This is a genomic window from Paenibacillus sp. ALE3, assembly GCF_054113405.1.
This window is the reverse complement of record NZ_CM134214.1, coordinates 1,990,946-2,016,955: the sequence shown is the minus strand read 5'-3', so window position 1 is coordinate 2,016,955 and position 26,010 is coordinate 1,990,946. Positions and strand designations below refer to the sequence as shown.

General features: G+C 46.5%; 20 protein-coding genes. 2 read left to right on the top strand and 18 right to left on the bottom strand.

Features of this window, described 5'->3' with window-relative positions; translation table 11 throughout:
- Window positions 1–71 precede the first annotated feature (71 nt).
- Both ACXHJ2_RS09040 and ACXHJ2_RS09035 read right to left on the bottom strand, forming a co-directional pair.
- On the bottom strand, window positions 72–884 hold the full coding sequence (locus ACXHJ2_RS09040) for a hypothetical protein (RefSeq protein ID WP_165082428.1): 813 nt from the start codon (window positions 882–884) through the stop codon (window positions 72–74).
- A gap of 20 nt (window positions 885–904) precedes the next feature.
- Complete coding sequence (locus ACXHJ2_RS09035) at window positions 905–1,363, bottom strand: flavodoxin (RefSeq protein WP_016822119.1); 459 nt, start codon at window positions 1,361–1,363, stop codon at window positions 905–907.
- A gap of 449 nt (window positions 1,364–1,812) precedes the next feature.
- On the opposite strand from ACXHJ2_RS09035, the gene ACXHJ2_RS09030 reads away from it, so the two are divergent.
- Together ACXHJ2_RS09030 and ACXHJ2_RS09025 are read left to right on the top strand one after the other, a co-directional pair.
- Window positions 1,813–2,676 (top strand): class I SAM-dependent methyltransferase, encoded by an 864-nt coding sequence (locus tag ACXHJ2_RS09030; protein ID WP_013371574.1) that lies wholly within the window; start codon window positions 1,813–1,815, stop codon window positions 2,674–2,676.
- 8 nt (window positions 2,677–2,684) lie between these two features.
- On the top strand, window positions 2,685–3,431 hold the full coding sequence (locus tag ACXHJ2_RS09025) for an RluA family pseudouridine synthase (protein ID WP_013371575.1): 747 nt from the start codon (window positions 2,685–2,687) through the stop codon (window positions 3,429–3,431).
- A gap of 93 nt (window positions 3,432–3,524) precedes the next feature.
- Here ACXHJ2_RS09025 and ACXHJ2_RS09020 read toward each other — a convergent pair whose 3' ends face one another.
- The 16 genes from ACXHJ2_RS09020 to ACXHJ2_RS08945 form a co-directional block, all read right to left on the bottom strand.
- Window positions 3,525–5,027, bottom strand: coding sequence for a DHA2 family efflux MFS transporter permease subunit (locus tag ACXHJ2_RS09020; protein WP_165082467.1), 1,503 nt, complete (start codon window positions 5,025–5,027; stop codon window positions 3,525–3,527).
- Window positions 5,011–5,496, bottom strand: a complete 486-nt coding sequence (locus ACXHJ2_RS09015) for a MarR family winged helix-turn-helix transcriptional regulator (RefSeq protein WP_165082426.1) — start codon at window positions 5,494–5,496, stop codon at window positions 5,011–5,013. Before ACXHJ2_RS09015 ends, ACXHJ2_RS09020 begins: the two co-directional genes overlap by 17 nt.
- Before the next feature lie 216 nt (window positions 5,497–5,712).
- On the bottom strand, window positions 5,713–6,183 hold the full coding sequence (locus tag ACXHJ2_RS09010; RefSeq protein ID WP_013371578.1) for a MarR family winged helix-turn-helix transcriptional regulator: 471 nt from the start codon (window positions 6,181–6,183) through the stop codon (window positions 5,713–5,715).
- Between the two features lie 275 nt (window positions 6,184–6,458).
- The gene (gyrA, locus tag ACXHJ2_RS09005; protein ID WP_013371579.1) at window positions 6,459–8,921 is read right to left on the bottom strand and encodes a DNA gyrase subunit A; all 2,463 of its coding nucleotides are present in this window, start codon (window positions 8,919–8,921) and stop codon (window positions 6,459–6,461) included.
- Between the two features lie 22 nt (window positions 8,922–8,943).
- The gene (gene parE / locus ACXHJ2_RS09000; RefSeq protein WP_013371580.1) at window positions 8,944–10,923 is read right to left on the bottom strand and encodes a DNA topoisomerase IV subunit B; all 1,980 of its coding nucleotides are present in this window, start codon (window positions 10,921–10,923) and stop codon (window positions 8,944–8,946) included.
- A gap of 98 nt (window positions 10,924–11,021) precedes the next feature.
- Window positions 11,022–12,011, bottom strand: a complete 990-nt coding sequence (locus ACXHJ2_RS08995) for an ABC transporter permease (protein WP_165082424.1) — start codon at window positions 12,009–12,011, stop codon at window positions 11,022–11,024.
- Window positions 12,004–13,080 (bottom strand): ABC transporter ATP-binding protein, encoded by a 1,077-nt coding sequence (locus tag ACXHJ2_RS08990; RefSeq protein ID WP_165082422.1) that lies wholly within the window; start codon window positions 13,078–13,080, stop codon window positions 12,004–12,006. The genes ACXHJ2_RS08995 and ACXHJ2_RS08990 overlap by 8 nt, the downstream gene beginning before the upstream one ends.
- A complete protein-coding gene (locus tag ACXHJ2_RS08985; protein WP_019687812.1) occupies window positions 13,080–14,027 on the bottom strand; it encodes a GDSL-type esterase/lipase family protein in 948 nt (315 codons plus the stop codon). The genes ACXHJ2_RS08990 and ACXHJ2_RS08985 overlap by 1 nt, the downstream gene beginning before the upstream one ends.
- Window positions 14,028–14,202: 175 nt before the next feature.
- Window positions 14,203–14,883 carry a TIGR00266 family protein gene (locus tag ACXHJ2_RS08980; protein WP_165082420.1) on the bottom strand — a complete coding sequence of 227 codons (681 nt, stop codon included), beginning with the start codon at window positions 14,881–14,883 and terminating at the stop codon, window positions 14,203–14,205.
- A gap of 228 nt (window positions 14,884–15,111) precedes the next feature.
- Window positions 15,112–15,849: a CAP domain-containing protein gene (locus ACXHJ2_RS08975; protein ID WP_058829692.1), complete on the bottom strand. Its 738-nt coding sequence runs from the start codon at window positions 15,847–15,849 to the stop codon at window positions 15,112–15,114.
- 204 nt (window positions 15,850–16,053) lie between these two features.
- Complete coding sequence (locus ACXHJ2_RS08970; protein WP_013371586.1) at window positions 16,054–16,515, bottom strand: GNAT family N-acetyltransferase; 462 nt, start codon at window positions 16,513–16,515, stop codon at window positions 16,054–16,056.
- Window positions 16,508–17,692 carry a formate-dependent phosphoribosylglycinamide formyltransferase gene (gene purT, locus ACXHJ2_RS08965; protein WP_165082418.1) on the bottom strand — a complete coding sequence of 395 codons (1,185 nt, stop codon included), beginning with the start codon at window positions 17,690–17,692 and terminating at the stop codon, window positions 16,508–16,510. The genes ACXHJ2_RS08970 and purT overlap by 8 nt, the downstream gene beginning before the upstream one ends.
- A gap of 129 nt (window positions 17,693–17,821) precedes the next feature.
- On the bottom strand, window positions 17,822–19,660 hold the full coding sequence (locus ACXHJ2_RS08960; RefSeq protein WP_058712283.1) for an ABC transporter ATP-binding protein: 1,839 nt from the start codon (window positions 19,658–19,660) through the stop codon (window positions 17,822–17,824).
- The gene (locus ACXHJ2_RS08955) at window positions 19,657–21,432 is read right to left on the bottom strand and encodes an ABC transporter ATP-binding protein (RefSeq protein ID WP_013371589.1); all 1,776 of its coding nucleotides are present in this window, start codon (window positions 21,430–21,432) and stop codon (window positions 19,657–19,659) included. The genes ACXHJ2_RS08960 and ACXHJ2_RS08955 overlap by 4 nt, the downstream gene beginning before the upstream one ends.
- 256 nt (window positions 21,433–21,688) lie before the next feature.
- Complete coding sequence (locus ACXHJ2_RS08950) at window positions 21,689–25,357, bottom strand: dynamin family protein (RefSeq protein WP_165082416.1); 3,669 nt, start codon at window positions 25,355–25,357, stop codon at window positions 21,689–21,691.
- 187 nt (window positions 25,358–25,544) lie between these two features.
- Window positions 25,545–25,997: a glutathione peroxidase gene (locus ACXHJ2_RS08945; RefSeq protein WP_238791081.1), complete on the bottom strand. Its 453-nt coding sequence runs from the start codon at window positions 25,995–25,997 to the stop codon at window positions 25,545–25,547.
- Window positions 25,998–26,010 lie beyond the last annotated feature (13 nt).

The window sequence follows — 26,010 nt, the reverse complement described above, 5'->3', positions numbered from 1 at the left end:
AAAAAGAACCTTGTTTCCAAGGCTCTTTCATGAAAAGGGATAGTTTACATTTAAAGGTTCACACAATAAACCTAAGAGAAAAGCGTAGGTCCAAATGACCGATCCCTACAGTTTTTCGCCTCCCGTTCTTCCTTTTTGTCCTTATTCGCTCTGTTCTGCTGAGAACCTTGCTGCCCCATACATCCCCTACAACGACAGCGTTCTGCCATCCCATGCATATCCTCTCTGGAGTCTTTTAATAGTCGTACGTAATCCAAAGATTGCTGTAAAGAAGCCGAACCAGGAAGAAAACGAACCTTCCTGCCTTCTAGCAGACAGTATACTTCGATAAGCTGAGGGAGAGCTCCAAATGCATAATAACAAAATATATTTGTTAAATGTTGAAAAGTACTAATAACGTTAGGGTTGTAGTCCACCATATACTTTTGAATCAGTAATGAATCTGCTTGTTCTGATTGTTGCCAGGCTGCCTGAATAATCAGCGAAATATCGACCTCCAACTCAGGCACCGCTGTACAAAATTGTTCATACAACATCACAGGCACCAATAAGTCATTATTTAAGGCACATATTTTTGACAACTCGCCTGACACTTTATTTTTGACATCCCAGTAATGGAACAAGGATTCAAAACTATTCGACTGCTTAGGCCACCACTTCTCCAGCACATACTGGACAGGGACTTCTCGCCGTACCTCTACTTCCATTCCAAAGTATTCGTTCAGCGCATGCCCTATCGCATACTGAACCCTTTGCCGCCAATTCCAACCCTCACGCCCTCGTTTTCTCTGTGATTGACGGATTGGCTGCGGAGTTCTCCACATCTCCTCAAGCTGATAGTCGTGCAGAAGAGGAAAGCCGCTTAAGCTATCGCTATTGCGCATACCTATCCCTCACTCTCTTCTCAGGACACTCCAATACCAGCCTGCGCAAATTGCCTTCCGTAAGCCCGGCAATTCTCCTTCTCATCATCGAGTGGATTGAATTCAATCTTCAGACTCTCCTGAATGACCGATGCGCCGCGTTCTTTGACTTTTTCCTCTACCAAGTCCACTGCGCCACAGAATTGTGTATAAGATGTATCTCCACTGCCAAATACAGCAGTCTTTTTACCAGACAGATCAAGCTCGTCTAGTTCCTCATAAAAATCTAAAAATTCATCAGGAAGCTCACCATCTCCCCATGTATATACACCCAACAGGAATCCATCATATGCAAGCAATTCTTGCGCGCTGCAATCATACGAAGCCTTCAACTCCGCCTCATGCCCTGCCTGACGAACACCCTCGGCGATCAATTCCGCGATTTCCTCTGTATTACCGGTCATGCTAGCATAAGCAATCATGATTTTACCCAAGTTCATCCCTCACCTTTATTTGAAATATGGGATGCTTTCATTCCCTATTACTCAAATAATATTTGATAATGATTCTCATTGTCAAATACTAATTTCAATCATCAACTGTATTTTGGTAAACATATACGCAAAAAAGTCGCATTATATGCGACTGTTCACAATTAAAATCTATGGATAGATGCGAAAACATTATGTACGTACAACATAATCCATCTTTCATAATTAGAATGAAAATCGGATAGTTGTACGTACAAGTGGGATTGATTTCATTTTAATATGGAAGCGCTCTAATTACAAGTACATCCGAAAAAAATATTTTTGCTCTGTTTAACTACTTACTTATTCGTGGAATCATTCGATTGTTGCTAAGGTTTGTTGTACAATAGACTCCATATGGGGATTTTACGCAGCTTACTGCCTAAATCCTGAATTGACTGCTGAAGGATGGATTGTACATGTATGTAGCACAAGAGTGGAAAGACTATGAAGTAATGGATACAGGCGGTGGTGAAAAGCTGGAACGTTGGGGCAATATTGTCCTGCGTCGTCCCGATCCGCAAATCATATGGCCTTTGACCCAGGAAACAGCGGAATGGCGCAATGTTCATGGGCATTATCACCGCAGCTCTTCCGGGGGAGGCCAATGGGATATGAAAAAACCTATCCCCGAGCGCTGGACGATTAGCTATGGACCGCTTAAATTCCACATTAAACCGACCAGCTTCAAGCATACTGGCCTTTTCCCAGAGCAAGCAGCCAACTGGAGCTGGATGATGGATAAAATTAAAGGCGCGGGCAGACCCATTTCCGTACTGAACCTGTTTGCATACACAGGAGGAGCCACGACTGCCGCAGCGTATGCCGGAGCCAGTGTAGTTCACGTGGATGCCGCCAAAGGTATGGTGCAGTGGGCAAAGGAAAACGTTCAATTGTCCGGCCTGGCTGACCGTCCGGTACGCTTCATTACGGACGACGTGTTCAAGTTCGTGCAACGGGAACAACGTCGAGGCAACCGTTATGATGCCATTATTATGGACCCTCCTTCTTACGGACGTGGACCTAATGGAGAAACCTGGAAGCTTGAAGAAAGCTTATATCCGTTCCTTGAATCCTGCATGAGCATCATTTCAGATCAACCCTTGTTTATGCTGATCAACTCCTACACGACGGGTATTTCACCTACTGTATTGCGTAACATGCTGAGCATGACGATGCAACAAAAGTATGGGGGCCAAATTAGCGCTGGTGAAATCGGATTGCCGATCACACGCTCAGGATTGAATTTGCCTTGTGGTATTCTCGGACGCTGGGAGGCTTAATTCCTCTTATGAATCAAGATGAACTTACTCGGCAAGAGCATGCACAGCCGAATATTCCCGTACTATATGAGGACAACCATGTCCTGGCGGTTGTAAAGCCTGTCAATGTTCCGACACAGGAGGATGCCAGCGGTGATCCCGATCTGCTGTCTTTACTCAAGGAAGATTTGAAAATCAGACACAATAAGCCTGGTAACGTCTTTTTAGGTTTAGTTCACAGGCTGGATCGGCCTGTAGGCGGAGCCATGATTTTTGCTAAGACGTCCAAAGCTGCTTCTCGCCTGTCAGAGTCGGTTCGAAGTCGTCATTTTCACAAGCTGTATACAGCTGTTCTGAATGGCGTTCCTGCGGCTCTTCAAGGCCGGCTAACCCATTACCTGCTAAAGGACAGCCGTACCAACACGGTCAAAACGGTTCGACCCGGCACGGCCGGTGCCAAGGAAGCCATTTTGGAATACCGCGTTATCGGACAGGCTGCTGGACTCAGTCTTGTGGAAATTAAGCTACACACCGGACGCTCGCACCAAATTCGCGTACAGATGCAGGCAATCGGCTGTCCCCTCTATGGAGACCAAAAATATGGCGGTAATCTGAGCCGTCCTGGTCAACAGCTGGCCCTCTGGTCCTTGCTCGCTGGAGCACCGCATCCGGTCAGCAAGGAAGCGATGAGCTTCCACTCACTGCCTCCCGTCCAATTTCCTTGGAGTGAGTGGCCCTTGTCGCTTTATGAGAAGATGATTACGTCGGAAAATTGAGCAGACTTACTACAAAGAACCCGCACTGCAAGTAATCAAACATGCAATGCGGGTTCTCTTTTTTCACAAAAGCAAATTAAAATGTATCCATGCTTATGATGAGGAAGCCACGGTCTTCCCCTTCTCGCTGTTGACCAGTTGTTGACGGGAACGAGCGTTTTGTGCATTCGTATTTTTGATGAAAAACGCTAAAACCAAAGCTGTCACGCTCAATAGCGTAGCAATGATAAAAGCCGAGTTAATACCGTAAATCGTAGCTTGATTGCCAGCAGCCAGCATTCCCGCTTTGTCCGTAACGTTCAGTCCTTCAGATGCAACCATCGTGGTCAAACGATTGCTGGTTTGAGTAGACATTACCGTCACTAGAATTGCTGTCCCAATCGAGCCCGAAATCATACGCAGCGTATTGCCCATCGCTGTACCATGGGCATTCAATCGTTGTGGAAGCTGATTCAGTCCGGCTGTTTGGATCGGCATCATCAGCAACGACATCCCGAACATCCGTACCGTATAGTTGATTAAGAGTGTCAAATAGGTGGTTGATTCGGTTAAACGTGTGAATTCCCAAGTCGTTATAGTCATGATCAACAACCCAATTACAGACAGCCAGCGCGCTCCAATTCGGTCAAAAATAGCCCCCGTCACAGGAGACATGATCCCCATCAGAATCGCTCCTGGTAGCATTAGCATACCAGACTGGAGCGGTGTAAATCCGCGAATATTTTGCAAATAAATCGGAAGCAATATCATACCAGCGTACAGAGCCATCGTCACAATAACATTAATGATTGTCGTCAAGCTGTACACATCGTATTTAAAGATACGGAACTCCAGCGTAGGCTCATTTACCTTCAGTTGTCGGACAATAAATAAAATAAGCGCAATCGTCCCGACGATGAGTGTAGACAGGACTGGAATACTTCCCCAACCTGATGTTCCAGCATCACTAAAGCCGTATAACAGCCCGCCGAAACCGAGTGTAGACAAAATAACACTGAGAATGTCCAGCTTAGGCTTGGATTGCTCGGTTACATTTTTCAGAAAAATAAATCCGATCACAATCGAAATCACGGAAATCGGCAGGATAATCCAGAACAATACTCGCCAGTCATAATGCTGCACTATATAACCAGATAAGGTTGGTCCAATGGCTGGAGCAAACCCCATCGCAAGCCCCAGCGTTCCCATTGCACGGCCACGACGCTCTATTGGGTAAATGTTCAAGATAACGACCATCATTAATGGCATCATAATCCCTGCACCCGCAGCCTGAATAAGCCGACCGATTAGCAAGATACTAAAACTCGGCGCTATTGCACATAACAGCGTGCCGATTGAAAAAATAGTCATCGCACTAATAAACAATTTACGAGTAGAGAAACGGGCAATCAGGAATGCGGTCACTGGGATTAATACCCCGTTTACGAGCATAAAGCCTGTGCTAAGCCACTGAGCTATACTGGCATCTACATTCAAGTCACTCATCATTTTCGGTAAAGCCACACTTATCAACGTCTGGTTTAAAATCGCAACAATTGCGCCAATCAACAGAGCGGCCACAATGGGTGCTCTGCGGACATTACCTGGTAGTGTCATTTGAGGACTGCTCAAGTTGATTCATTCCCTTCGGTGTTAATTTCATGATCATTTGTTTATGAACATCCAAGAGCAACTCTAGCTGCTCCTTCGGGATGTCCAGAATTGGCAAGACGCGCTCCATCCACATGGTGTCTACCTTTTGCATGATATCTTTTCCTTCTGGCGTAAGCGCCAGTACTAAAGTTCTGCGATCATGCTCATGCCGTTCACGAGCGATATATCCCGCCTTGGTCAAGCGGTCAACCACCCCGCTCATAGAGCTGCTTCCCACATGAGCTATCTCTGCCAGCTCGGATAACCCAATATTGGGACGTTTATTTAGAATGGCCAAAGCCATGTGTTGAATCGCCGTCAGATCCAAATGCTGCTCCTCATTCCAGAAAGCATAAAATATTGTCTTGTTAACCTCCCTTACCGATTGAATAATCCGGTACACCTCAAGTCTGTCTTCCTCTCTGTCACTCACTAGAACCATCCTTCTTCCCAATACTTATTCTTTCCCATATACACAAACTAGTAACTATTCGTATACGAAATGTTATTTATTTATAACTATTATTTTATCATCTCTTATGTAAATGTCAACATTCCCCCAAATACTACCTATGCTTGAACACAAAAAAGCGCGGAAATGAATACCACGACCGGCATTTACCCGCGCATTTCTATTCGCCTTAGAAAGCTATTCTGCTCGCTCTATTTGTTCCTTTATTCCCTCGTTTTCACTGGCTGATACAGCAGTTTTCGACTTCGTTGTAATTTTCCCCAACAAATAAACCAGCAAATTCTGATTGTGCTGAGATATTCGGTTTAGCGCAGAACCCAGAAAATCGTCCCTGATTTGCAATCCACGCTCCACTTCTTCTCTACCTTGATCTGAAATAACAATCCATACAATTCTACGGTCCTTTACGTCTCTGAACCGGGTGACCAGTCGATTCCGCTCCATCCGATCCAATAGCATCGTAACTGCCGCAGGTGTGGTGGCGAGATATGGGATAAGTTGAGACGGCTTCATGCGGCCGTATTCGTTCAGAACCTCCAGCACCGTGAGTTGAGCCTCAGTTAGTGATGGAGCTAGTTGCTGCTCCATATGAACCTTGTAGTCCTTAGCCATTCTGGACCAGATTTTTGCAAATTCGGTCGTTTGCATTTTGCCTCACTCCTTTGAATAACAGGGTCAGTAAAAGCATCAAAGTTACCGTATGGGCCACCGTCCGGATTGTATTTCATCACATTAAATTTTCGCCATTTCCCCTCAGTTTCCTGCCGTTTTTGGAGCATCAAATGAAAAGGGGAAGGAAGTCTCACTTCGGATTTGGAGGCAGGTCAAGGTTCGACAGCATGACGGCAAAAAGGTCCTCATTCGTGCCGGAATGGCACGTGAGGACCTCTCTTTTTCGAGCTAAAAAACGCTTGACTTTACAATTATTCTACAGTCTGTGAACTCTGCGGCTCACTACGCGGCAGCACATTTACAATTTCGTCCTTCTTCTCCACAGGAGCCAGCAGCTTGCCTGTATCCTTGCGGTCGGTTAAAGGAGCTTTTTCCGAAAGGAAGGACATCGTCTGCCCTTCTGATGTGATGACAAATAATTGAACAGCTTCACGACAATAGAAGGCAGCCACAATTCGAGTTCCGTTCGAACGCACCCGCTTGCCTTCCTTGAATTCGAAGGTGCTGATTCCTTTACCGCCTCTTCCCTGAGAAGGATAATCCAGCAGTAGCGTACGCTTACCGTAACCGGATTCGGTCAGTACCAGCACCTCTCCTTCATCCTCTTCTACCCATAGTGCTGCGACAATTTCATCGCCTTCCGCCAGTTGTATACCTTTGACTCCCGCTGAAACGCGGCCCATGGCATTAACCTCTTGCTCCTTGAAACGTATGCTCATCCCCGCACGGGTAATCAACATTATATCCTTGCTATTGTCGCTTAACGTTACTGATAGTATCTCATCGTCGCCAGCCACCTTGCAGGCTGCTACAGCACTGGAACGCTTTGTGGCATATTCTGTAAGTTCAGTTCGTTTGACTTGCCCTTTCTTCGTTACAAACACAAGACTTTTGCCGATTTCCTCCATGTTTTTGATCGGAATAACGCTTACGATCCGATCTTCCTTCGCTAGCGAAATGACATTGACAATTGGAGTGCCCGGCTCTTTCCACTTATACTCTGGTACCTGGTGCACAGGCAGCAAAAAGTATTGTCCACGCTGGGTGAAGACGAGCAGCACATCGAGTGTATTCACGTCAAGGAACTGGGTAATGTAGTCCCCTTCTTTAACACCTGAGTTTGAACGTTCCCCGCCAGAACGAGTGAACGACAGCATACTCGTACGTTTCACATATCCATCTTTCGAGAGGGTTAGCAACACATCCTCTGCCGCAACCATGACCTCCAGGTTTACCTTAATCTCTTCTACCTCACCCTGTATCTCCGAGCGGCGGTCAATACCGTACTTTTCACGAATTTCCAGCAGTTCCTTGCGGATCAGACTGATCAGCTTGCGGTCGCTATCCAGAATAGAACGATATTGAGTAATTTTCTTCTGAATGTCAGCAAGTTCTTTTTCGAGAGTTGTAATTTCAAGATTCGTAAGACGGTACAATTGCAGAGTCAAAATGGAATCCGCTTGTCGTTCACTAAAGCCAAACATCCATTGCAAATTATTTTGTGCATCCTGACGATTTTTAGAAGCTTTAATAGCCGCGATGACCTCATCCAGAATGTTCAGCGCCTTGACTAAACCTTCCAGTACATGTGCGCGATCCTCCGCCTTTTCCAGTTCAAACTTGATACGGTTTGTGACAACCTCGCGCTGGTGAGCTATATACGCTTCCAAAATGGACTTTAATCCAAGCTGGTGTGGTGCTTTGTTTACGATGGCTACCATATTGAAGTTATAAGCCACCTGGAGATCGGTTTTTTTCAGCAGATATGCCAAAATACCTTCCGCATCTGCTTCCTTCTTCAGCTCGACAACAATACGCAGGCCATTTCGTCCACTCTCGTCACGAACTTCGGCAATCCCTTCTACCTTTTTCTCCAGACGGATGTTCTCCATAGCGGTTACGAGCCTGGATTTAACAACCTGGTATGGAATCTCTGTAATAACCAGTTGCTGCTTGCCTCCACGCAAAGACTGAATTTCCGTTTTGGAACGGATATAAATGCGTCCTTTGCCTGTTCTGTATGCATCCTTGATGCCTTCGCCACCCATAATGAGTCCGCCAGTCGGAAAATCTGGGCCTTTTATAAAGGTCATAATCTCTTCCAGTTCGATCTGCGGCTTTTCCATCACTGCGATGGTGGCGTCAATCACCTCACGCAAGCTATGAGTTGGAATTTCCGTTGCAAACCCCGCTGAAATCCCGCTAGATCCGTTTACCAACAGATTAGGATAACGGGAGGGCAGCACGACGGGTTCCTTTGCCGAGTTATCAAAGTTATCCTTGAACAAAACCGTACGTTTTTCGATATCACGTAGCATTTCCATTGCAATCGGAGACAAACGTGCCTCCGTGTAACGCATAGCTGCCGCAGGATCGTCGTCCTGAGAACCCCAGTTGCCGTGGCCATCCACCAGTACGTGGCTCATTTTCCAAGGCTGCGCCATCCGTACCATCCCATCGTAAATAGATGAATCACCGTGAGGATGGTAATTACCCATAACGTCCCCAACGGTTTTGGCGGATTTGCGATACGCTTTTTCCGGGGTATTACCCGAATCGTACATCGCGTACAGAATCCGGCGTTGTACGGGCTTTAATCCATCCCGTACATCAGGGATCGCCCGATCCTGAATTATATATTTGGAATATCGGCCAAAGCGGTCACCGACCATTTCCTCCAGATAAGCTGGCAAAAATTGCTCCGATAAGCTCATGTCTACACCTCATTTAATAGCACTACTCTACGTATTCCGTGAAATCCACGTTTTCCACGATCCAGCGCTTACGCGGATCCACCTTATCACCCATCAATGTGGACACACGGCGTTCAGCTTTGGCAGCATCCTCAATCTGAACGCGCAACAGGGTGCGTGACTCGGGATTCATTGTCGTTTCCCATAACTGATCAGGGTTCATCTCCCCGAGTCCTTTATAACGTTGAAGCTCGAAATTCCGTCCAAACTCTTTTAAGTAATTATCAAGCTGCTCGTCAGTCCAGGCATAACGAACTGTTTCGAGCTTACCCGACTTGCGGGTTATTTTATACAATGGCGGCTGAGCAATAAATATGCGTCCTGCATCAATGAGTTCTTTCATATACCGATAAAAGAACGTCAACAACAGTACTTGAATGTGCGCGCCATCCGTATCTGCATCGGTCATAATGATGATTTTGGAATAATTGCTGTCTTCCAGCGTGAACTCTGTTCCTACCCCCGCGCCAATCGCTGCCGTAATAGCACGGTACTCATCATTTTTCATAATATCCGCCAACTTTGATTTTTCCGGATTCATCGGCTTGCCCTTTAGTGGCAAAATCGCCTGAATTTTGGAATCCCGTCCCTGTTTGGCCGATCCTCCAGCCGAATCGCCTTCCACGATAAATAACTCATTACGTGTAAAATCTTTAGACTGCGCAGGCGACAGTTTGCCATTCAAATTAGAACTTTCACTACGTTTCTTGCCAGAACGCATTTCGTCCCGAGCCTTACGTGCAGCTTCACGCGCTTTGGATGCTTGAACTGCCTTTCTGATCAAGGTTTGCGCTATCTGTGGATTTTCCTCCAAAAAGCGCTGCATTTGTTCAGACACGATGGCATCCACTGTACTCCGCGCCGAAGCACTACCCAGCTGATCTTTTGTCTGACCGACAAATTCAACCTCGGCCATCTTGACACTGATTACAGCCATCATACCTTCACGTAGATCGTTGCCCTCCAGGTTTTTATCCTTTTCCTTCAACATCGCTGTTTTGCGTGCATAGTCGTTCATGATACGAGTGTAAGCGGTTTTGAAGCCTGTTTCATGCGTACCCCCGCCACGTGTCGGAATGGAGTTAACGAACGAAGCAATCGTCTCTGTGTAGCCGGCATTGTATTGGATGGCAATCTCCACTTCAATGTCTTCTTTCTCGGCATTAAAATGAATGACATCATGCAGTACATCCTTGCCCTCATTCAAAAAAGAAACAAACTGACTTGCTCCACCCTCATAAAAATATTCATCTGACTTTCCGCTGCGTTCGTCTTTAAGCTGAATACGAAGGCCGGAATTCAGAAAAGCAATTTCCTGAAGACGCTCAGCCAGCGTATCATAGTTAAAATGAATTCCTGACTGAAAAACGCGAATATCCGGTTTAAATGTAATTTTCGAACCCGTCTTGTTAGTATTGCCCAGCACTTCAAGGCCTGTGGTCGGTTCACCGACATGCTCCACGCCCTTCTTGTCCTGCCAATATTCAAACCGCTGACGGTGAATCTTGCCGTCCCGGTAGATTTCCACTTCAAGCCATTCCGAAAGAGCGTTCGTTACAGACGCACCTACCCCATGCAGACCCCCGGACTTTTTATATCCCGAACCGCCAAACTTACCTCCGGCGTGCAAAATGGTGAATACAACTTGAGGCGTAGGGATTCCCATTTTGTGCATTCCCGTAGGAATACCGCGCCCGTTGTCTGATACTGTTACAGAACCGTCCTTATGCATTGTGATATCAATGCGAGAGCAAAACTTGGCAAGATGTTCATCCACCGCGTTGTCTACAATTTCCCATACCAAATGATGCAGTCCCGAAGAACTGGTGCTCCCGATGTACATGCCCGGCCGTTTGCGAACTGCCACAAGCCCTTCGAGCACTTGAATGTCGTCCGCGCCATATTCTGAAGCTCCGTTCTGTGTACCGGAAGCTCCCGCAGACAAGTCGATTTTGTCGACCATTCATGCTCCCCCTTTGTCTAATCATAACCGTGTTTTGCCTTATTCTTGATGGTTTTCACCAAAAATGCAAACAGATGTTTTCTTTTACCTTGTCCATTTTAATTCAATATATCCCGTTTCGTAAAGACGGCGAATGAAACAATCAGCGCCGCAGCCCCCCAAATGCCCAGTACAACTAAAGAAAATGGCAGGGTCATTCCCTCAATCGGGGCAGGGCTTCCAGATAAATAATCGGTTAATCCGAGGTTAACCATAAATAAATATTTGGCGCTTTGCCATGATGAAGCCATGTTGGTCAGTATAGTGCCCGAAATGAGCGCAGCCATCATGACCACAATACTTGCTGCTGTACTACGTACCAGAACAGATACCATAAAGGCTAATGAAGCAACCACAAGACTGACAAACCAAATCAATCCGGCTTGCAGCATCAGGTAATGCCATTGTGGAATGGCATGTACAGCAGACAAATCCACCGTCGATCCAACAATTTGAAAGCCGGTAAATACCGGAACATTAAAACCACGATAACCAAAAAACAAGCCTGATATGAGATAACTTATGACAAATACGGCCAAAATGATGAGCGAAACGAACATATACAGTGTCAGCAGCTTGCTCAGCAGTATTTTCCACCGCCTGACCGGCCGAGTTAGCAACATTTTTATCGTGCCTGTTGTCCGTTCTCCTGAAACCAGGTCCGAAGCAATGGCCATGATCAACAACGGAACGAACAGATTTATGGAATTATCCATAAACTCTCTGGTAAAAGTGACGCCACTCGGCTCATTAGGATTCACGTCATTTTCCAGATAATATTGCATCTGTTGCACAAAGACGCGGCGGTAGGTCTTCCATTCCTCGGGAACCCTATCGCTGCCGAGCGAGTTTTGGTTATCAGTAATGGCCTGACGCAGTTCCAGACGCCAATCGTTACCGAATTTTTCGCGATTGTTTTCTGCCACTTTCATCTGAGCGTACGTAAAAATCGGCACAAGCACAAGCAAAACAAGTAAAATGACATAAAATCGTTTCTTCTTGATAATTTTCAGGGTTTCATTTTGTACGAGCGGTAAAATATTATTCAAGTATCTCACCTTCCGTCATTTTCAGGAATAGTTGCTCCAGTGTAGGATTGATTTTGGTTACACCTTTAACGGAAATACCGGAAGCTGTCATGTGTGCGACCAGCTCCGCAATATGCTCTTCGTCCATTTCTGTAAAAATAGCTTCGACTCCGCTACCTGCAACAATGCTGTCATCAATTAATTCATCGGCGTTCGTAATGATTTGCACATACGGAGAATTTTGCAATAGGGCAAGGCCCTGATCGCGGGGCTCCAGCTGCCAGACAGCCATGTGCGAGTGAGTCTCAACCAGTTCCCGTACCCCACCAACAGCTAGCACCTTGCCCCGACTTATAATTGCCACACGATCACATAGCAGCTGGATCTCGCTAAGCAAATGGCTGGAAACAAATACAGCCATGCCTTCGGCCGCTAACAAACGGATAAAAGCTCTCATCTCTTTGATTCCCTTGGGGTCTAGTCCGTTCGTCGGCTCATCCAAAATGAGTAGCTTAGGTCTGCCAAGCAAGGCTTGAGCTATACCAAGACGTTGGCGCATCCCCAGTGAATATGTACTTACCTTATCATGGATGCGACGATCGAGCCGAACCAACTCAACCACCTCGCGGATGCGCTCTTCATCTACACCAGGCTGCATGCGGGCAAAATGTTCTAAATTCTCCCATCCTGTCAGGTAGCTGTACACCTCTGGATTTTCCACAATAGAACCAATATGCCGTAAAGCCTGCTCAGGGTCACGATTTACATTATGACCGCATACGGTTATTGTCCCTTCCGTAGGCTTAATTAAATCGACCAGCATACGAATAGTCGTCGTTTTTCCTGCTCCATTGGGGCCGAGAAATCCGAAAATTTCACCTGCGCGAACGTCGAACGTTACATCATGAATGATCATTTTGCGTTTAATGCGTTTCTTAACATGCTGAACAGAGAGCACGATTTCATTATTGCTGCTGTCTCTGTCTGCGCTACCAACCTGATTGGAGGAATGAAGACTGGACACTGCATTCGTGGATGTCGAATCTTGGGTCACGCCAGCCTCGGTCTTGTCAGCAGATTGGATGCTCATTACTTGTTCCCTCCCTTTTTCGCTTCTGCAGGTTGGCTACTTGTAGACTGCTGTTTAGGATTTACATGATCGGTATCCTTCGTCGTGGTAACAGCAAATCCTTGTGCGATACGCTCAGCAATTGCCTGATAACCCTGTCCGTTGGGATGAAAATGATCGGATGATAAATAGACGGGCAAATTTTGCTCGAATAAATCGAAAGTTGGAACCAGCGTCATATTACTGTTTTGATTGGTAATTGCCATGGCAGCCATATTCCATTCAGTTACCACAAGATTACCGGGAATTTTCATTTCCCGCAGATCACTGAATGGATTATACAATCCTACATAGACAATTTTAGCATTCGGATTGATTTTCCCTACCTTTGTCAGTACCTTTTGCAGACGTTTGGCTGCATCAGGCAGAGCTTTGCGCAAACCGCTGAGTGTAGGTGGCTCTTTGCCGGTTTGGGCCGCCTGTGCGCCCTGAAATAAATCATTTCCGCCAATCGAAACTATAATCACATTAGCCTTCTTCAATACATAAGACACACCAGGCTCATCCAGCTTGGTTAAGAGTCCTTGAGTCGTCAGTCCATTAATCCCTAGATTATTTATGAGCTGAGCTTTATGTCCTTCCTGATCATTTAACAAAGTCACCGACCGACGCACAAAACCACTTCCAGAGTCATCCCCCGTTCCTTTGGCTAGCGAATCGCCAATGGCAGCTACACGCAATTCTCCCGTCTGAGCAGTAGCCGATGGTGCAGTTTGTGTCTGCGATGAACCGGATTGTACAGGTTGAGTACTTACCAATGGCTCTGGAGCCGTGATACTTCGTACTGCTGCAATAAATCCGTACAATAATAGCAGTGTGGCGGCAATGGAAACGGAACCGACAGACCGCCAAATCCATTTTGATGAATTCACTCGTGTTCCCTCCTGATAGCTTGGTGAAATAAACATAAAGCTTCTCCTATCATTTTGCAAATAAACCGTTCTGGTTCAAGCGAAAATCAATGATTACAATCCCACATAATTTTCCATGAACATACTAAAAAAGGATGGAAAACTCCCATCCTTTTATCATACTTTTTGTGCGAATAGCCCTCCCTCTCATCAGCAATCAGACGGAAAGAAACTATTTGCTATCAGGGATGAAACTTCTAATCCATTGTCCAAAACTACCCGGATTTCGGCTTTGAATCAGTACTGTGCCTTCACCGCGAAAACGACATACAAGGGCTTCCCCACTCGTTACGCTGGACAACCAGCCTTTAGATGCTTTTTCAATTCTATAATCCATATAATCCGGCCACGCCACTAGATGAGCATTATCAATAATACGCTCCTCTCCTGGCGCAATATAAATAGGGTGAATGGCTCCATAAGAGGATAGGAATACTGTGCCTCGGCCACTGATTTCTACAATAAAAAAACCTTCACCGGAGAATAAACCTTTCATCAGGTTTTGCATTTTGGTACTAACCTCAATACCTTCTGTACAGGCCAAAAAACCGTCCTTTTGGACCAACAGCCTATACGTGCCATCTAGTTCCACTGCTTGTACATCACCTATGCTTACGGGGGCTAGCAGTACTTCAGCGGGTCCCCGGGCTGCCCTCAGCTCTTGAAAAAAGAATTTTTCTCCGCTCAGCATTCTGCCTAAACCACGTAACAGTCCACCGTCTACCGTTCCCTTTATATCTACACTGGAAGACATGGAAACCATCGCTCCCATTTCCGCTTTAATGGTTTCTCCGGGGCTCAACTGTACCTTGAGCATAGCAAAGGCACCTTCATGCACGATTTCGTAGCTCATTTGTTCACCTAGCTTTCCAATAGTAGTCTGTTATCCATTCAGCTTACTGTCATCATACTATAAGCGCGTCCCATATGTCTTTTCTGGGATAGAGCAATGGTTTATGCTTGAAGAGTCATAAGCGACATAAAAAGACCCGCTGAACGTTGTCAGCGGGTCTCTAAATTACGTTTCGTCACTATCTTTTTATAAACAGAAATAACGTTTGAAACGTTTTTTTCTATCAACTTAGTTACGTGTGAACTCTTGTACCCAATATCCATTGTAGTAAGCCACACCGATTTGTGTATATTCTGCCTTCAAAATATTTTCACGATGTCCCTGACTATTCATCCAGGCCTTCATTACTTCTTGTGGTGTTTTTTGTCCCATTGCAATATTCTCACCCGCATACGTATAAGTTACACCGAATTTTTTCATCATATCAAATGGTGAACCGTAAGTCGGAGATGTATGGGAAAAGTAATTGTTCGTGCTCATGTCCTTCGCCTTCGCTAAGGCTACTTCTGTAAGCTTCGCATTAGAGGTGAGGGGCTTCAGACCTTTTTGGCTGCGCTCGTTGTTTACAAGCTTTACCACCTCGGCTGCAAATTGAGACTTGCTCAGTTGTGCATTAGAATCTGTAGACTGACCTGCACCTGAGTTGGCGTTTTGTGTTTGGGTCTGTTGCTTGGTAACAGTCTTTGAAGCCTTTTGGCTAGCCTGATTCGTCGTTTGCTTGCCAGAAGAAGGATTTGCTGTTTTTGTTTTAGCCTTGTCCTTTTCAGAATAATCCTTAATGACAGTCTTCGTTATTGTTGTCGTCCCGTTGGACATATTGACTGTGTATCCGTTATTTTGAAACCATTGTTGTAATTGGGCAGACAAATCGTCAGCTGGTGAAGCTGATGCCGGAACGATGAATCCTGCGGATAAAACGGCGCTTAAGCTTCCCATCACCAGTGTTTTTTTCAACATATTCTTCATTTCGTCATCTCCTTGTTGTATAAGTGCCTTGGTGTGAACGTCTCAGGTTACAACTTTGTAATCTTTACTCTAGCAGTATATCATGTTTTATAGCATCATCAATGGTATAAAAGTTGGAAAAAAAATAGCCTGCTCGGCAATGGCGAACAGGACGAAGTTAAAAATATTGAGGCTTTAAGTATTAGATTGTTTGTTGCAAGCTGATTATCTAAGCTTTTTGCTGAAACGGTAGCCTTGCTTCTCAAAGCCGATTCGGTTGTAGAAAGCACGGGCCTCTACTTGTTTGATGCGGTTATTCGCTCCAGTAATGAATAAATGATAGCAGCCTTGCGCACGCCCCCACTCCTCACCACAAGCAACCAATCGTTTGCCAATGCCTTCGCCGCGATACTCCCCGCTCACGACCAGCATGGTGATTTGTACAGCAGGATCAGGATAGGCCAGGCTTTGAGCCGTATGCATGCCGATTACTCCGACAACACAACCATCCATTTCTGCAACCATCATATTCGCTTGACTGTCCTCCTGCGCTGTTCCCATAACTTCTTTCATAACGCCACAAGTCATCGGGTATCCGACTTCTCTAAGTAGTCCAGTTACGGCTTCACAATCGCCAAGCTCTACGGAACGAATTGTCAGTACTGGAATCATCACACTGTTAGACATGATTTACCTCCACTTTCAGCATATTGGCAGCTTCTTTGGCTGTCTTCCGTGCTGTCTCCACATCTTCTGCAGCGCTAAGCGCTACAGCCATCCGGCGTCCCGGCTTGGTTTCAGGCTTCCCGAACACTCGCACCTGTGTCCGGGGTAGCAATAGTGCATCATGCAGACCGCTTATTGCGAAATCGTGCGTAGCCACTTCTGCCTTCAAGGTAGCTGAAGCTCCTGGTGTAAGCAGCGTGACCGAAGGCACCGGGAATCCGAGAATCGCCCGTACATGAAGCGCAAATTCAGACAAATCCTGCGTGATCATGGTTACCATACCTGTATCATGCGGACGCGGGGATACTTCACTGAATATGACGCTATCAGCCGTTAAAAACAGCTCTACGCCAAACAATCCGTAACCACCCAGTTCATCCGTAATCGTACGGGCAATGTCTTGCGCCTCCGAAAGCTGCTTGTCCGTCATGCCATGAGGCTGCCAAGATTCGACATAATCCCCATCTTTTTGAATGTGGCCAATCGGTGGGCAAAAAGTCGTGCCTGATTCCGATCTGACGGTCAATAAGGTAATTTCGCTCTCAAACGGGACAAAAGCTTCAACAATGACACGTGTCGTTTTGGCACGCGCGCCTTCCAGCGCCGTATTCCAGCAGGATTCTGCGTCTTCGAGTGTCCGGCATACAGACTGTCCTTTACCCGACGAACTCATTAAGGGTTTGACCACACATGGCGTGCCCAGCTCTTGAACCGCCGACCGTAACTGCTCAAAATGATCTGCAAAACGGTAGGCGGCAGTCGGAAGCTGTAATTTCTCGGCAGCCAACCTGCGGATACCCTCCCGGTCCATCGTAAGACGGGCGGCCCGGGCCGTTGGTACTACGTGAAATCCCTCTTGCTCTAATTCTTCCAAAGCACCCGTAGCAATAGCTTCGATTTCAGGTACAATTATGTCGGGCTGTTCCTTGCGAATTAATGCCTTCAACGCCTCAGCATCCTGCATATCCAGACAGTGAGAGCGATGAGCCACCTGCATTGCTGGAGCCAGCTCATAGCGATCTACAGCAATACATTCCACGCCAAGCCGCTGAGCTTCAATAATGACTTCTTTTCCCAATTCGCCGCTACCCAGCAGTAGCATCTTCTTAGCCTTGGCAGAAAAAGGAGCACCCCACATCTTGAACTCTTCCCCCTCTGACGATATTGCTCTGATCTCTTTTCATCTTTATTTTCAGGGTTTAGCTCCAAGAATGCAATAGTGCTCGGCATTTTAATTTACAAAAAACGCGATTTTTTGATCTTTTTTTTACAAAAATCTGAACTGTGCTTCCACCAGCCCCCGATATATTCCATGTTTTTTCATCAATTGTTCATGATTACCACTTTCCTGGATTTCCCCATGGTCCAGTACAACGATATGATCAGCATTCCGAATAGTGGACAAACGGTGAGCAACCATAAAAGAAGTTCTGCCTTCCAATAGAACCTGAAGAGCCTCCTGAATTTTCAGCTCCGTTTCCGTATCAATGCTAGCTGTGGCCTCATCCAGAATAAGAATTCGCGGATTAGCCAGTAAGGCACGAGCAAAGGATAAGAGCTGGCGCTGGCCCATGGACAGCATCCCTCCACGCTCCTCTACCTCTGTTTCATAGCCATCTGGTAAGTGAACAATGAATTCATGAGCATTGACCGCCTTCGCGGCCGCTTCAATTTCCTCATCCGTTGCATCCAAACGGCCAAATCGGATATTATCGCGTATCGTCCCCGAAAAAATAAATGTATCCTGAAGCACGATGCTAATCTGGCTGCGCAAGCTCTCCACCGTGACATCTCGCACATCATAACCATCAATGGTAAGTCGCCCTGACGTAATGTCATAAAAACGACTGAGCAAATTAATAATTGTACTTTTACCTGATCCGGTATGACCTACAAGCGCTATAGATTGACCCGCCTCGACAGAAAGATTAATACCTTTAAGCGCCTGACGTCCCTTTTCATATTCAAAAATGACTTTTTCAAATTGAATATCACCCCGGATAGGCGGTAAGGCTTTTGCTCCCGGTTTGTTTGCAATATTCGGCTGTTCATCCATGAATTCAAAAATTCTTTCTGAAGAAGCCATCGCAACCAGTAGCTGATTGTACATTTGACCCAGCCGATTGATTGGCTCCCAAAAGTTCCCTACATAGTTGGCGAATGCAACCAGCAGCCCCACCGTAAGCTGATCTGTCTGAATTAAATGCGCTCCAAACCAGAACAGCACAAGCGTACCTAATCCTCCGGTAATATCAATAAGTGGGCCAAAGACCTGATTCATAGCAGAAGCCTTATCCCACGATTTTTTACTGGAGCTGTTCATATCGTCGAAATAAGCCATGTTTTCCTGCTCCTGCGTATATGCTTGTGTCACACGAATTCCCTGAATAGATTCATTCAAATGAGAATTGATACGCGAGTTCTTCATGCGTACTTCTTGCCAGGCGCGACGGATGCGTACTCGCAGCTTGGTCGAGATCAAAAACATGATCGGAACGGTCACAATCACTGCCAAACCGAGCTTCCAGTTAATAAGCAGCAAAATAACAATAATTCCGAAAAGCTGTACGCAGTCAATCAGGACATTCACTGCACCATTCGTAAATAAATCCTGTAGCGAGTTAATGTCATTCGTCACACGTACTAATACAGAACCCGCCGGTCTTTTATCAAAAAAGTTAAAGGAAAGCTTCTGAATATGCTTGAACAAATCTTCACGCAAATCGTAAATAACCCGCTGACCAATAATATTGGTGAATTTAATGCGGTACGTACTGGCTGCCCATTGAATTAAATATAACAAGAGCACGGCACCCGTAATGAGCAACAATAACTTTACGCTCGGCAGTGCAGGCCATGCGGGAGCAATGGCCTTGTCAATGGCCAGACTGATCAAATATGGAACCGTCAGCTTAGTAATCGTGCCGAGAATCATCATGACCAGAAGAATCGGCAGAATCTGACGGGCATAAGGTTTCATGTATGCTAGCAAACGTTTGAATTCCGCCCAGTTAAACGGTTTATCAATGACCTCATCATCTTGATATACAAAGCGCTCATTGGTCGGCTTCTTTAACGGTTTGGCTTTTTCTACTGGAATATTCATGGTCTCACCTGCCCTTCGGATACACCGTCTGGAGCCTCCGCTATGTAATCGGCGTATTGAATATGATACACATCTTGATATGGACCTGGAGTAGCAATGAGCTGTTCATGTGTTCCACGTTGGACGATTCGTCCTTCCTCAAGCACTACAATTTCATTGGCATGACGAAGCGAAGAGATTCGATGAGCTATAATAAACGTTGTGCGTCCACGCATAACCTCTTGAAAACCGGACTGAATTTCATGCTCCGTCTCCATGTCGACCGCACTGGTAGCATCATCCAGCACGAGAATTTTCGGATTTTTGAGTAGTGCGCGCGCGATGGCGATCCGTTGTTTCTGCCCTCCAGACAGTCCCAATCCACGTTCACCAACAACAGTGTCGTAGCCCAGCGGTAATTCAGTTATGAATTCATGCGCCTGAGCCAGCTTAGAAACGCGTATGATGTCATCCATACTGACATGACTTAACCCATATGCAATATTGTTGCGTATAGAGGACGAGAACAGAAACGTCTCCTGAAACACAGAAGAAATTTGAGCACGTAAATCGCGAATTTTCAAATGACGTATATCCGTCCCATCCAGCTTGATGCTTCCTGCATTCACATTGTAGGCTCGCATGAGTAGTTGAATAATGGTCGACTTCCCGGAACCTGTTCCTCCTAAAATCCCAATGACCGATCCCGGTGGCGCATCCAGATTGATGTCAACAACAGCAGGTAGCTTATTTCCGTAAGCAAAGGTAACATGATCAAACGTCACATGTCCCTTCACCTGATCGGCGTTGAGTGTAAGTGCATCAGCTTCATCGGTTACATCTACAGACTGATTCAGCAACTCCAAAACCCTTTCACCGGAAGCTTTGGACTGCGTATAGTTATTGATATGAAAGCCAATGCTCCAGATGGGACCGATAATATACCAAATTAAGCTAAAGAAAGCGACGAGTTCCCCCAAGGTCATTGACTTCTGGATAACTAGATATCCACCCATGCCCAAGAGAAGAACCACACTGACCGAGGCAATCAGTTCCATCGCAGGAAAAAATCGACTCCATAAGGAAGCAGCCTGAATTTGGTTACTTTTGTACTGCTCATTACGTACGGAGAATTTTTCCACTTCATAGGATTCGCGAGCAAAAGATTTAACGGTTCGCACACCTGTAATATTTTCTTGTACCGCTGTCGTCAGGGCGCTGAGAGCAATTCGCATTTCCTGAAAGGTGGGATGAATCCGAGATTCAAATTTGAATGTGACGAAGAGTAGCAATGGCATGCTGATCATCGTAAAGAGGGTGAGCTGCCAATTAATATACAGCATCATGATAGAGCCGAATACGACCATCAGTAGCACATTGAGGAGTTGCGCAAAACCAAACCCGATAAAGTTGCGAATCGCCTCCAAATCACCAGTTAGACGGGACATAAGATCCCCCGTTTTGGCGGTGTCATAATATCTGAAGGACAGAAATTGCAGCTTTTCGTAACAGGCATTGCGAAGTCGATACGCCAGATAGTTACCTAGCCGTCCACCAAAAAAACCATGTAAAAATTGCATAAACCCTTTGATGATCACGACTCCCAGTACAGTCAGAGCCAGAACCGGAACTTTCTCGAAGTCACCGGGAATGATAGCGTTATCAATGAGCCGTTGGAGCAGGTTCGGATACACCAGTCCCAAGGCCGTCGCTATCGCAAGGCATAGAATGGAAAGAAATAGATAATGTCTCCTCTCACGAAAAAAAACTTGCAGTTGCCTGAGCACTTCCATGTCAAGTCCCTCCATTAGTTGCACGACGTTGTTATATGGCTTAGTGAAGTTTACCATCCGTGTTCCAAGGCGGCAAAGAGGATAACGGGCCGTTTTCAGGCAGGTTCGCAATTGGTAGGTGATTAGACAAATTAAATCGCTTTCTTATCATTGAATATGGCTATTTCCTCAGTTTTCCTTTCTTTTTGAAGTATGCTTAAAACACCGGATTGTCCCACAACCCGGTGTCCTGAACTTAATACAATCATGAACATATTTATATTGACTCTAAATTCGCGAGCTCATCAGCAAGCTCTTCCCAAACTTGTGGCTCCTCACCGCCCTTAAGTGCATGTTCCATACCACGAATCGTCTCCAGCATTTGCTCTCGTAGCTGTGCTTTCTGCCATGTTTGTTCCTCTTGCATCATAGCAACGTAAAAAGAAGACATTCGTTCTCGCTGCTGATCCACAGCTTCTCCGATTAACTGGCGTAATATGGGCTCCAGTCTAGTTTGTAAATTCGCCCGACCCATCCCTTCAAAAAATAGCTTTGGATTTTTAAAGCTATTCCAATAATCCTTCCACTGAATGGACTCCTGTAAGGAAATATCGCTCAGTTCGGGGACAGCCCATTCTCTAAATCCAGGAACTGTGCAATCTAGCCCATTCAACTGAAGGTTCATGTGATCTACGCACTGTTGGATAGCTTTACGCACCAAGGCTTGCCCCATTTTTTCTAGTCTGAGGGTGGTTGCCAGCAATTCCTGAGACAACTCCAGTTCGATCAATCGCAACAGCTCACGACCACAAGATGCAAAGGCCAAACGAAGATCACCTACTCCTTCACGCAAAACAGATGGATGGAACGCTTCTGCCATAAATTCACCCGTCCGGTAGGCTAGCCTTTGGCGAACATGATACAACAGTTCATCGGTTTCGTCCGACAGCACAGATCCACCATTGTTGTCAGTCGAACCAAGGAGCACATTCTCCAGTTCCCCACGAATTCGAGTTAATTGCTCTAATCGGAGCTCACGCTCTTCAACGCTATACCGGGCATCAGCAGCATGTTGTTCTATTCGGCTCCGCAGACGTCCCAGCTCCTGCATAGCAGATGCAATAGACAAACCTGCCAGCTCTTTGGCTGCAAATGCCGAAAAATCATTTTCAAACACATCAAACCGTGAAGCTGCACGTAGCGAAGCCTCTCCCTGCTCGGCTGCTTCCAACGCCAGCATGCTGGAAAGCGGATAAATACGCGGCTTGCGGATTCCGTTCGCCTGAAGTTGTTCCTGTACATGCTGAGTCACAGAATATAGTTCATCTTCAGAAGACGCCAAATCGGATGCGTTGACGATAAAAAACGTCTGATTCAGCGCCAATGTCTCTTTGACTCGACCCAATTGATTCAAGAACTGCCGGTCTCCTTGCGTAAACGCATGGTTATAATATGTCACAAATACAAGAGCGTCTGCATGCTTCATATAATTGAAGGTCACACCTGTGTGCCGTGCATTCACAGAATCGGCACCTGGCGTATCCACCAGCACGATGCCCTGACGAGTCAAAGTGCAATCATAATAAAGGTCGATATGCTCCACAAAGCATGATTTGCGCTCGGATGCGACAAAATCTCGATATTGCTCTAGATTCACCTGAAGCTGTTGTCCTAGCAAGCTTTCAGCTTCTTCCCATCCAGCTGCAGCAGCCTTCAAAAAGCTGTAATGAGGCCTTCCCGCAGGATGAATGCCTTCTGGTGATAACGAATTTACAGCTTCTTGCCAGCCCACGGATGCTGGCTCTCCCAATCCTAATAACCGAAATGAGTATTTAAGATCTTCCCGCAATGCGTCCACTGATTTCATGTGGACGTCAGCCGTGGCATGGCGCTCATGACTTGTAGGCGCCATAATGCGGTTAATCGCTGCTGTCGTCGGATGCGGCGATACGGGTAACACCGCTTCGCCCAGCAAAGCGTTGGCAAAGCTGGATTTGCCAGCACTGAATGCTCCGAATAGCGCCAGTGTAAAGCGTCCGTCCTCCAGTGCAGCAGCTCGCGCATGTAAATCCCGAACAGCCGCCTGCATCACAGGGTACGGGCTTACCAATGCAGCGGCCGCCTTCAATCTTGTCGCTGCTGCATCCAGCCGCGTACGGCGGCCCCCGGCGGCAGACTGCGCTGTCGTCATGCCTGCTTGTGGCTGCACCGATGCGTTGTGCGAGCCAGCAATGTCTGGACGCACGGCACCTGTTGAAGCCGTATCTGTCGGGGCAGTAGCGGCGGTATCGGCCGCAGGAGTAGGCGTGCCCACACGGGGCAACCCGCCAGGCGCGGAAGCCTGCGGCAGCATGCTACGCAGCAGGTCGGCGTACGAAGCCAAGGCTTGCAAGCGAGTGCTGTAACGGCTCGCAGCGTCCGCCTGCGCCAGCAACGCAGTGCGCGCATCCGCGAGAGCCTCGCGGTTGGCTTCGGCCCGTACCGCAAGCTGGGCCAGCAGGCGGTCTACCAGCGCCAACGCCTTGCGGCGGCAATCAGCGGTCACAGCAGCGCGCAGGTCCTTGCAATAGTTCAACGTATACTCCGGAGACAAAGCATTTTCCTTTACTGTCTGCTCTACCAGTTGCCGATCCATTGCAGGGCGGATGTCATCCAGCTCCTGCTCCATCGCAGTGGTCCACAAACCTTGACCTTCTCCCCATGACCTCAGTAACTCACGCACATGAGGCAACAGCTGTCCCTCCACCTGATCACTCAGCATCCCTGCCAGCCGGGCCAAACGGCGCTCCTTTTCTCGCTCTGTCTTTCCTCCAGCAAACCATAACCCTGTTTTAAAGCCCAGCTTGCGGCTTTCTAAATATTCGCCAGCTGCTTCACGTAGCTCCGCAGGCGTGAGATGGGCGTGTTCCAGTAGATGATCCAGCTCTTGACGAAGCCGTTTATGCTCCTGCTCTGGAAGCATCCTCCAGTGTTCATCCTCTTGCTGTAAGGTCTTCTGCTCTATGTCCAGACGCAAAATGGCCTCTTCTCCACCTGCTTCTTTGAGCAGTGCGTTCAGTTCCTCTTCTTCAGCGGCCTGCACCGTCTCCACATGCTGCTCTACCAAATGGTGCATAGAAGACACTAAACTATAAGCCAAAAGCTCTGCTTTGCGCTCCAGCAAATTCGGAATCAAGCACGTCAACTGCTCCCACTGATTCCAGGGGTGATTTTGCTCCTTCAAGGAAGTAAACAGAATGTCCGTGTAATGTACCTGCCAGGCATGAAAGCTGCTTTCCACCTCATTACGATAACGTGTAAAGGATAGCTCCCGCTCTCGGTGCTTATCAATTTGATTGATGATCAAATATAGTGGCTTGCCCCAATCCGACAAACTTTTGGCAAAAGACAAATTATTTTCAGATTGGACATGATTGTAGTCCATCACATAAAAAACAATATCAGCCCAATGTAAAGCTGAACGTGTCGCCATCGCGTGTCCGTGGTCTGTGGAATCTACGCCGGGTGTATCCAGCAGCACTCCTCCACCAGATAATATCGGTATATCCTCCCATACTTCAACTGATTCATAGGCTCCACCATTTTTACAATACTCAGCAAGCTCGGACAGGGAAGCTTCCACGATTTCCGGCTCCGTGTTTTCTACCGATCGGGCTGGATGAATAAGCACTCTCGAACGTCCATGACGGATGGACACTACATTAGCGCTTGTAGGCACCGGTCCAGATGGGAGCACGGTTTTACCGCACAGGCTGTTAATCAAGCTCGATTTACCTGCTGAAAAATGTCCACAAAAGGCAATGGTCAGCTCTTGCGCATGCGCTTTTTCCATCAAATCCCCTAGCGCCCTCGCTCCCGCTTCATCCCCTGCTTTACGCAAGTTATCCTGTATCTGTTCTATCGTATTCAACCACTTTTCCGCATCTCCTGTAATCGTTTGCATCATAAGCTACGGTTTCACTCCTTGTTTCTTATCTGCACCAAATAGCTATATTGTAGCATTCCTAAGCCACTGTGAGAATCATCACATTAAAAAAACTAAAAAAGCGCTCCCTGCCTGTACCTGGCTTTCGGGAACGCGTTCTTGTAAATGGCAAATCATAAGTTTATTTTATAATGTCCAAAACAGATCATCACAGTAATGCTTCAATATATTCTTCCATATCCAGAGGGTCTGTCGTTGCTTCAAATCGTTTGATCACTTTCCCGTTCCGATCAATCAGGAATTTCGTGAAATTCCATTTGATCGAATCTCCTGGTAAGTACTCAGGATGACGCTCATGAATTAAAGGAATAAGTATTTTGGCAACCGAATGTGTTTCATCAAAGCCCTCAAAGGGCAACGACGAAGCAAGATATGTAAACAACGGGTGAGCCTGCTCATCACGTACATTCACCTTTTGAAACATGGGGAATGCGACCCCATAATTCAGAGTACAAAATGTTTGCACACTTTCATTGGAATCCGGCTCTTGATCGGCAAATTGATTGCATGGAAAACCGAGAATCACCAAGCCTCTATCCTTAAATTGATCATATAGACGCTGCAAATCCTGATATTGAAATGTAAAACGCTGAATAATCATAAATGCTCATTTA

Coding starts and splice junctions, on each gene's coding strand:
- ACXHJ2_RS09040 (WP_165082428.1), bottom strand. CDS start 884: ATGCGCAATAGCGATAGCTTAAGCGGCTTTCCTCTTCTGCACGACTAT.
- ACXHJ2_RS09035 (WP_016822119.1), bottom strand. CDS start 1,363: ATGAACTTGGGTAAAATCATGATTGCTTATGCTAGCATGACCGGTAAT.
- ACXHJ2_RS09030 (WP_013371574.1), top strand. CDS start 1,813: ATGTATGTAGCACAAGAGTGGAAAGACTATGAAGTAATGGATACAGGC.
- ACXHJ2_RS09025 (WP_013371575.1), top strand. CDS start 2,685: ATGAATCAAGATGAACTTACTCGGCAAGAGCATGCACAGCCGAATATT.
- ACXHJ2_RS09020 (WP_165082467.1), bottom strand. CDS start 5,027: ATGACACTACCAGGTAATGTCCGCAGAGCACCCATTGTGGCCGCTCTG.
- ACXHJ2_RS09010 (WP_013371578.1), bottom strand. CDS start 6,183: ATGCAAACGACCGAATTTGCAAAAATCTGGTCCAGAATGGCTAAGGAC.
- gyrA (WP_013371579.1), bottom strand. CDS start 8,921: ATGAGCTTATCGGAGCAATTTTTGCCAGCTTATCTGGAGGAAATGGTC.
- parE (WP_013371580.1), bottom strand. CDS start 10,923: ATGGTCGACAAAATCGACTTGTCTGCGGGAGCTTCCGGTACACAGAAC.
- ACXHJ2_RS08990 (WP_165082422.1), bottom strand. CDS start 13,080: ATGAGCATCCAATCTGCTGACAAGACCGAGGCTGGCGTGACCCAAGAT.
- ACXHJ2_RS08985 (WP_019687812.1), bottom strand. CDS start 14,027: ATGTTTATTTCACCAAGCTATCAGGAGGGAACACGAGTGAATTCATCA.
- ACXHJ2_RS08980 (WP_165082420.1), bottom strand. CDS start 14,883: ATGAGCTACGAAATCGTGCATGAAGGTGCCTTTGCTATGCTCAAGGTA.
- ACXHJ2_RS08975 (WP_058829692.1), bottom strand. CDS start 15,849: ATGAAGAATATGTTGAAAAAAACACTGGTGATGGGAAGCTTAAGCGCC.
- ACXHJ2_RS08970 (WP_013371586.1), bottom strand. CDS start 16,515: ATGTCTAACAGTGTGATGATTCCAGTACTGACAATTCGTTCCGTAGAG.
- purT (WP_165082418.1), bottom strand. CDS start 17,692: ATGTGGGGTGCTCCTTTTTCTGCCAAGGCTAAGAAGATGCTACTGCTG.
- ACXHJ2_RS08960 (WP_058712283.1), bottom strand. CDS start 19,660: ATGAATATTCCAGTAGAAAAAGCCAAACCGTTAAAGAAGCCGACCAAT.
- ACXHJ2_RS08955 (WP_013371589.1), bottom strand. CDS start 21,432: ATGGAAGTGCTCAGGCAACTGCAAGTTTTTTTTCGTGAGAGGAGACAT.
- ACXHJ2_RS08950 (WP_165082416.1), bottom strand. CDS start 25,357: ATGATGCAAACGATTACAGGAGATGCGGAAAAGTGGTTGAATACGATA.
- ACXHJ2_RS08945 (WP_238791081.1), bottom strand. CDS start 25,997: ATGATTATTCAGCGTTTTACATTTCAATATCAGGATTTGCAGCGTCTA.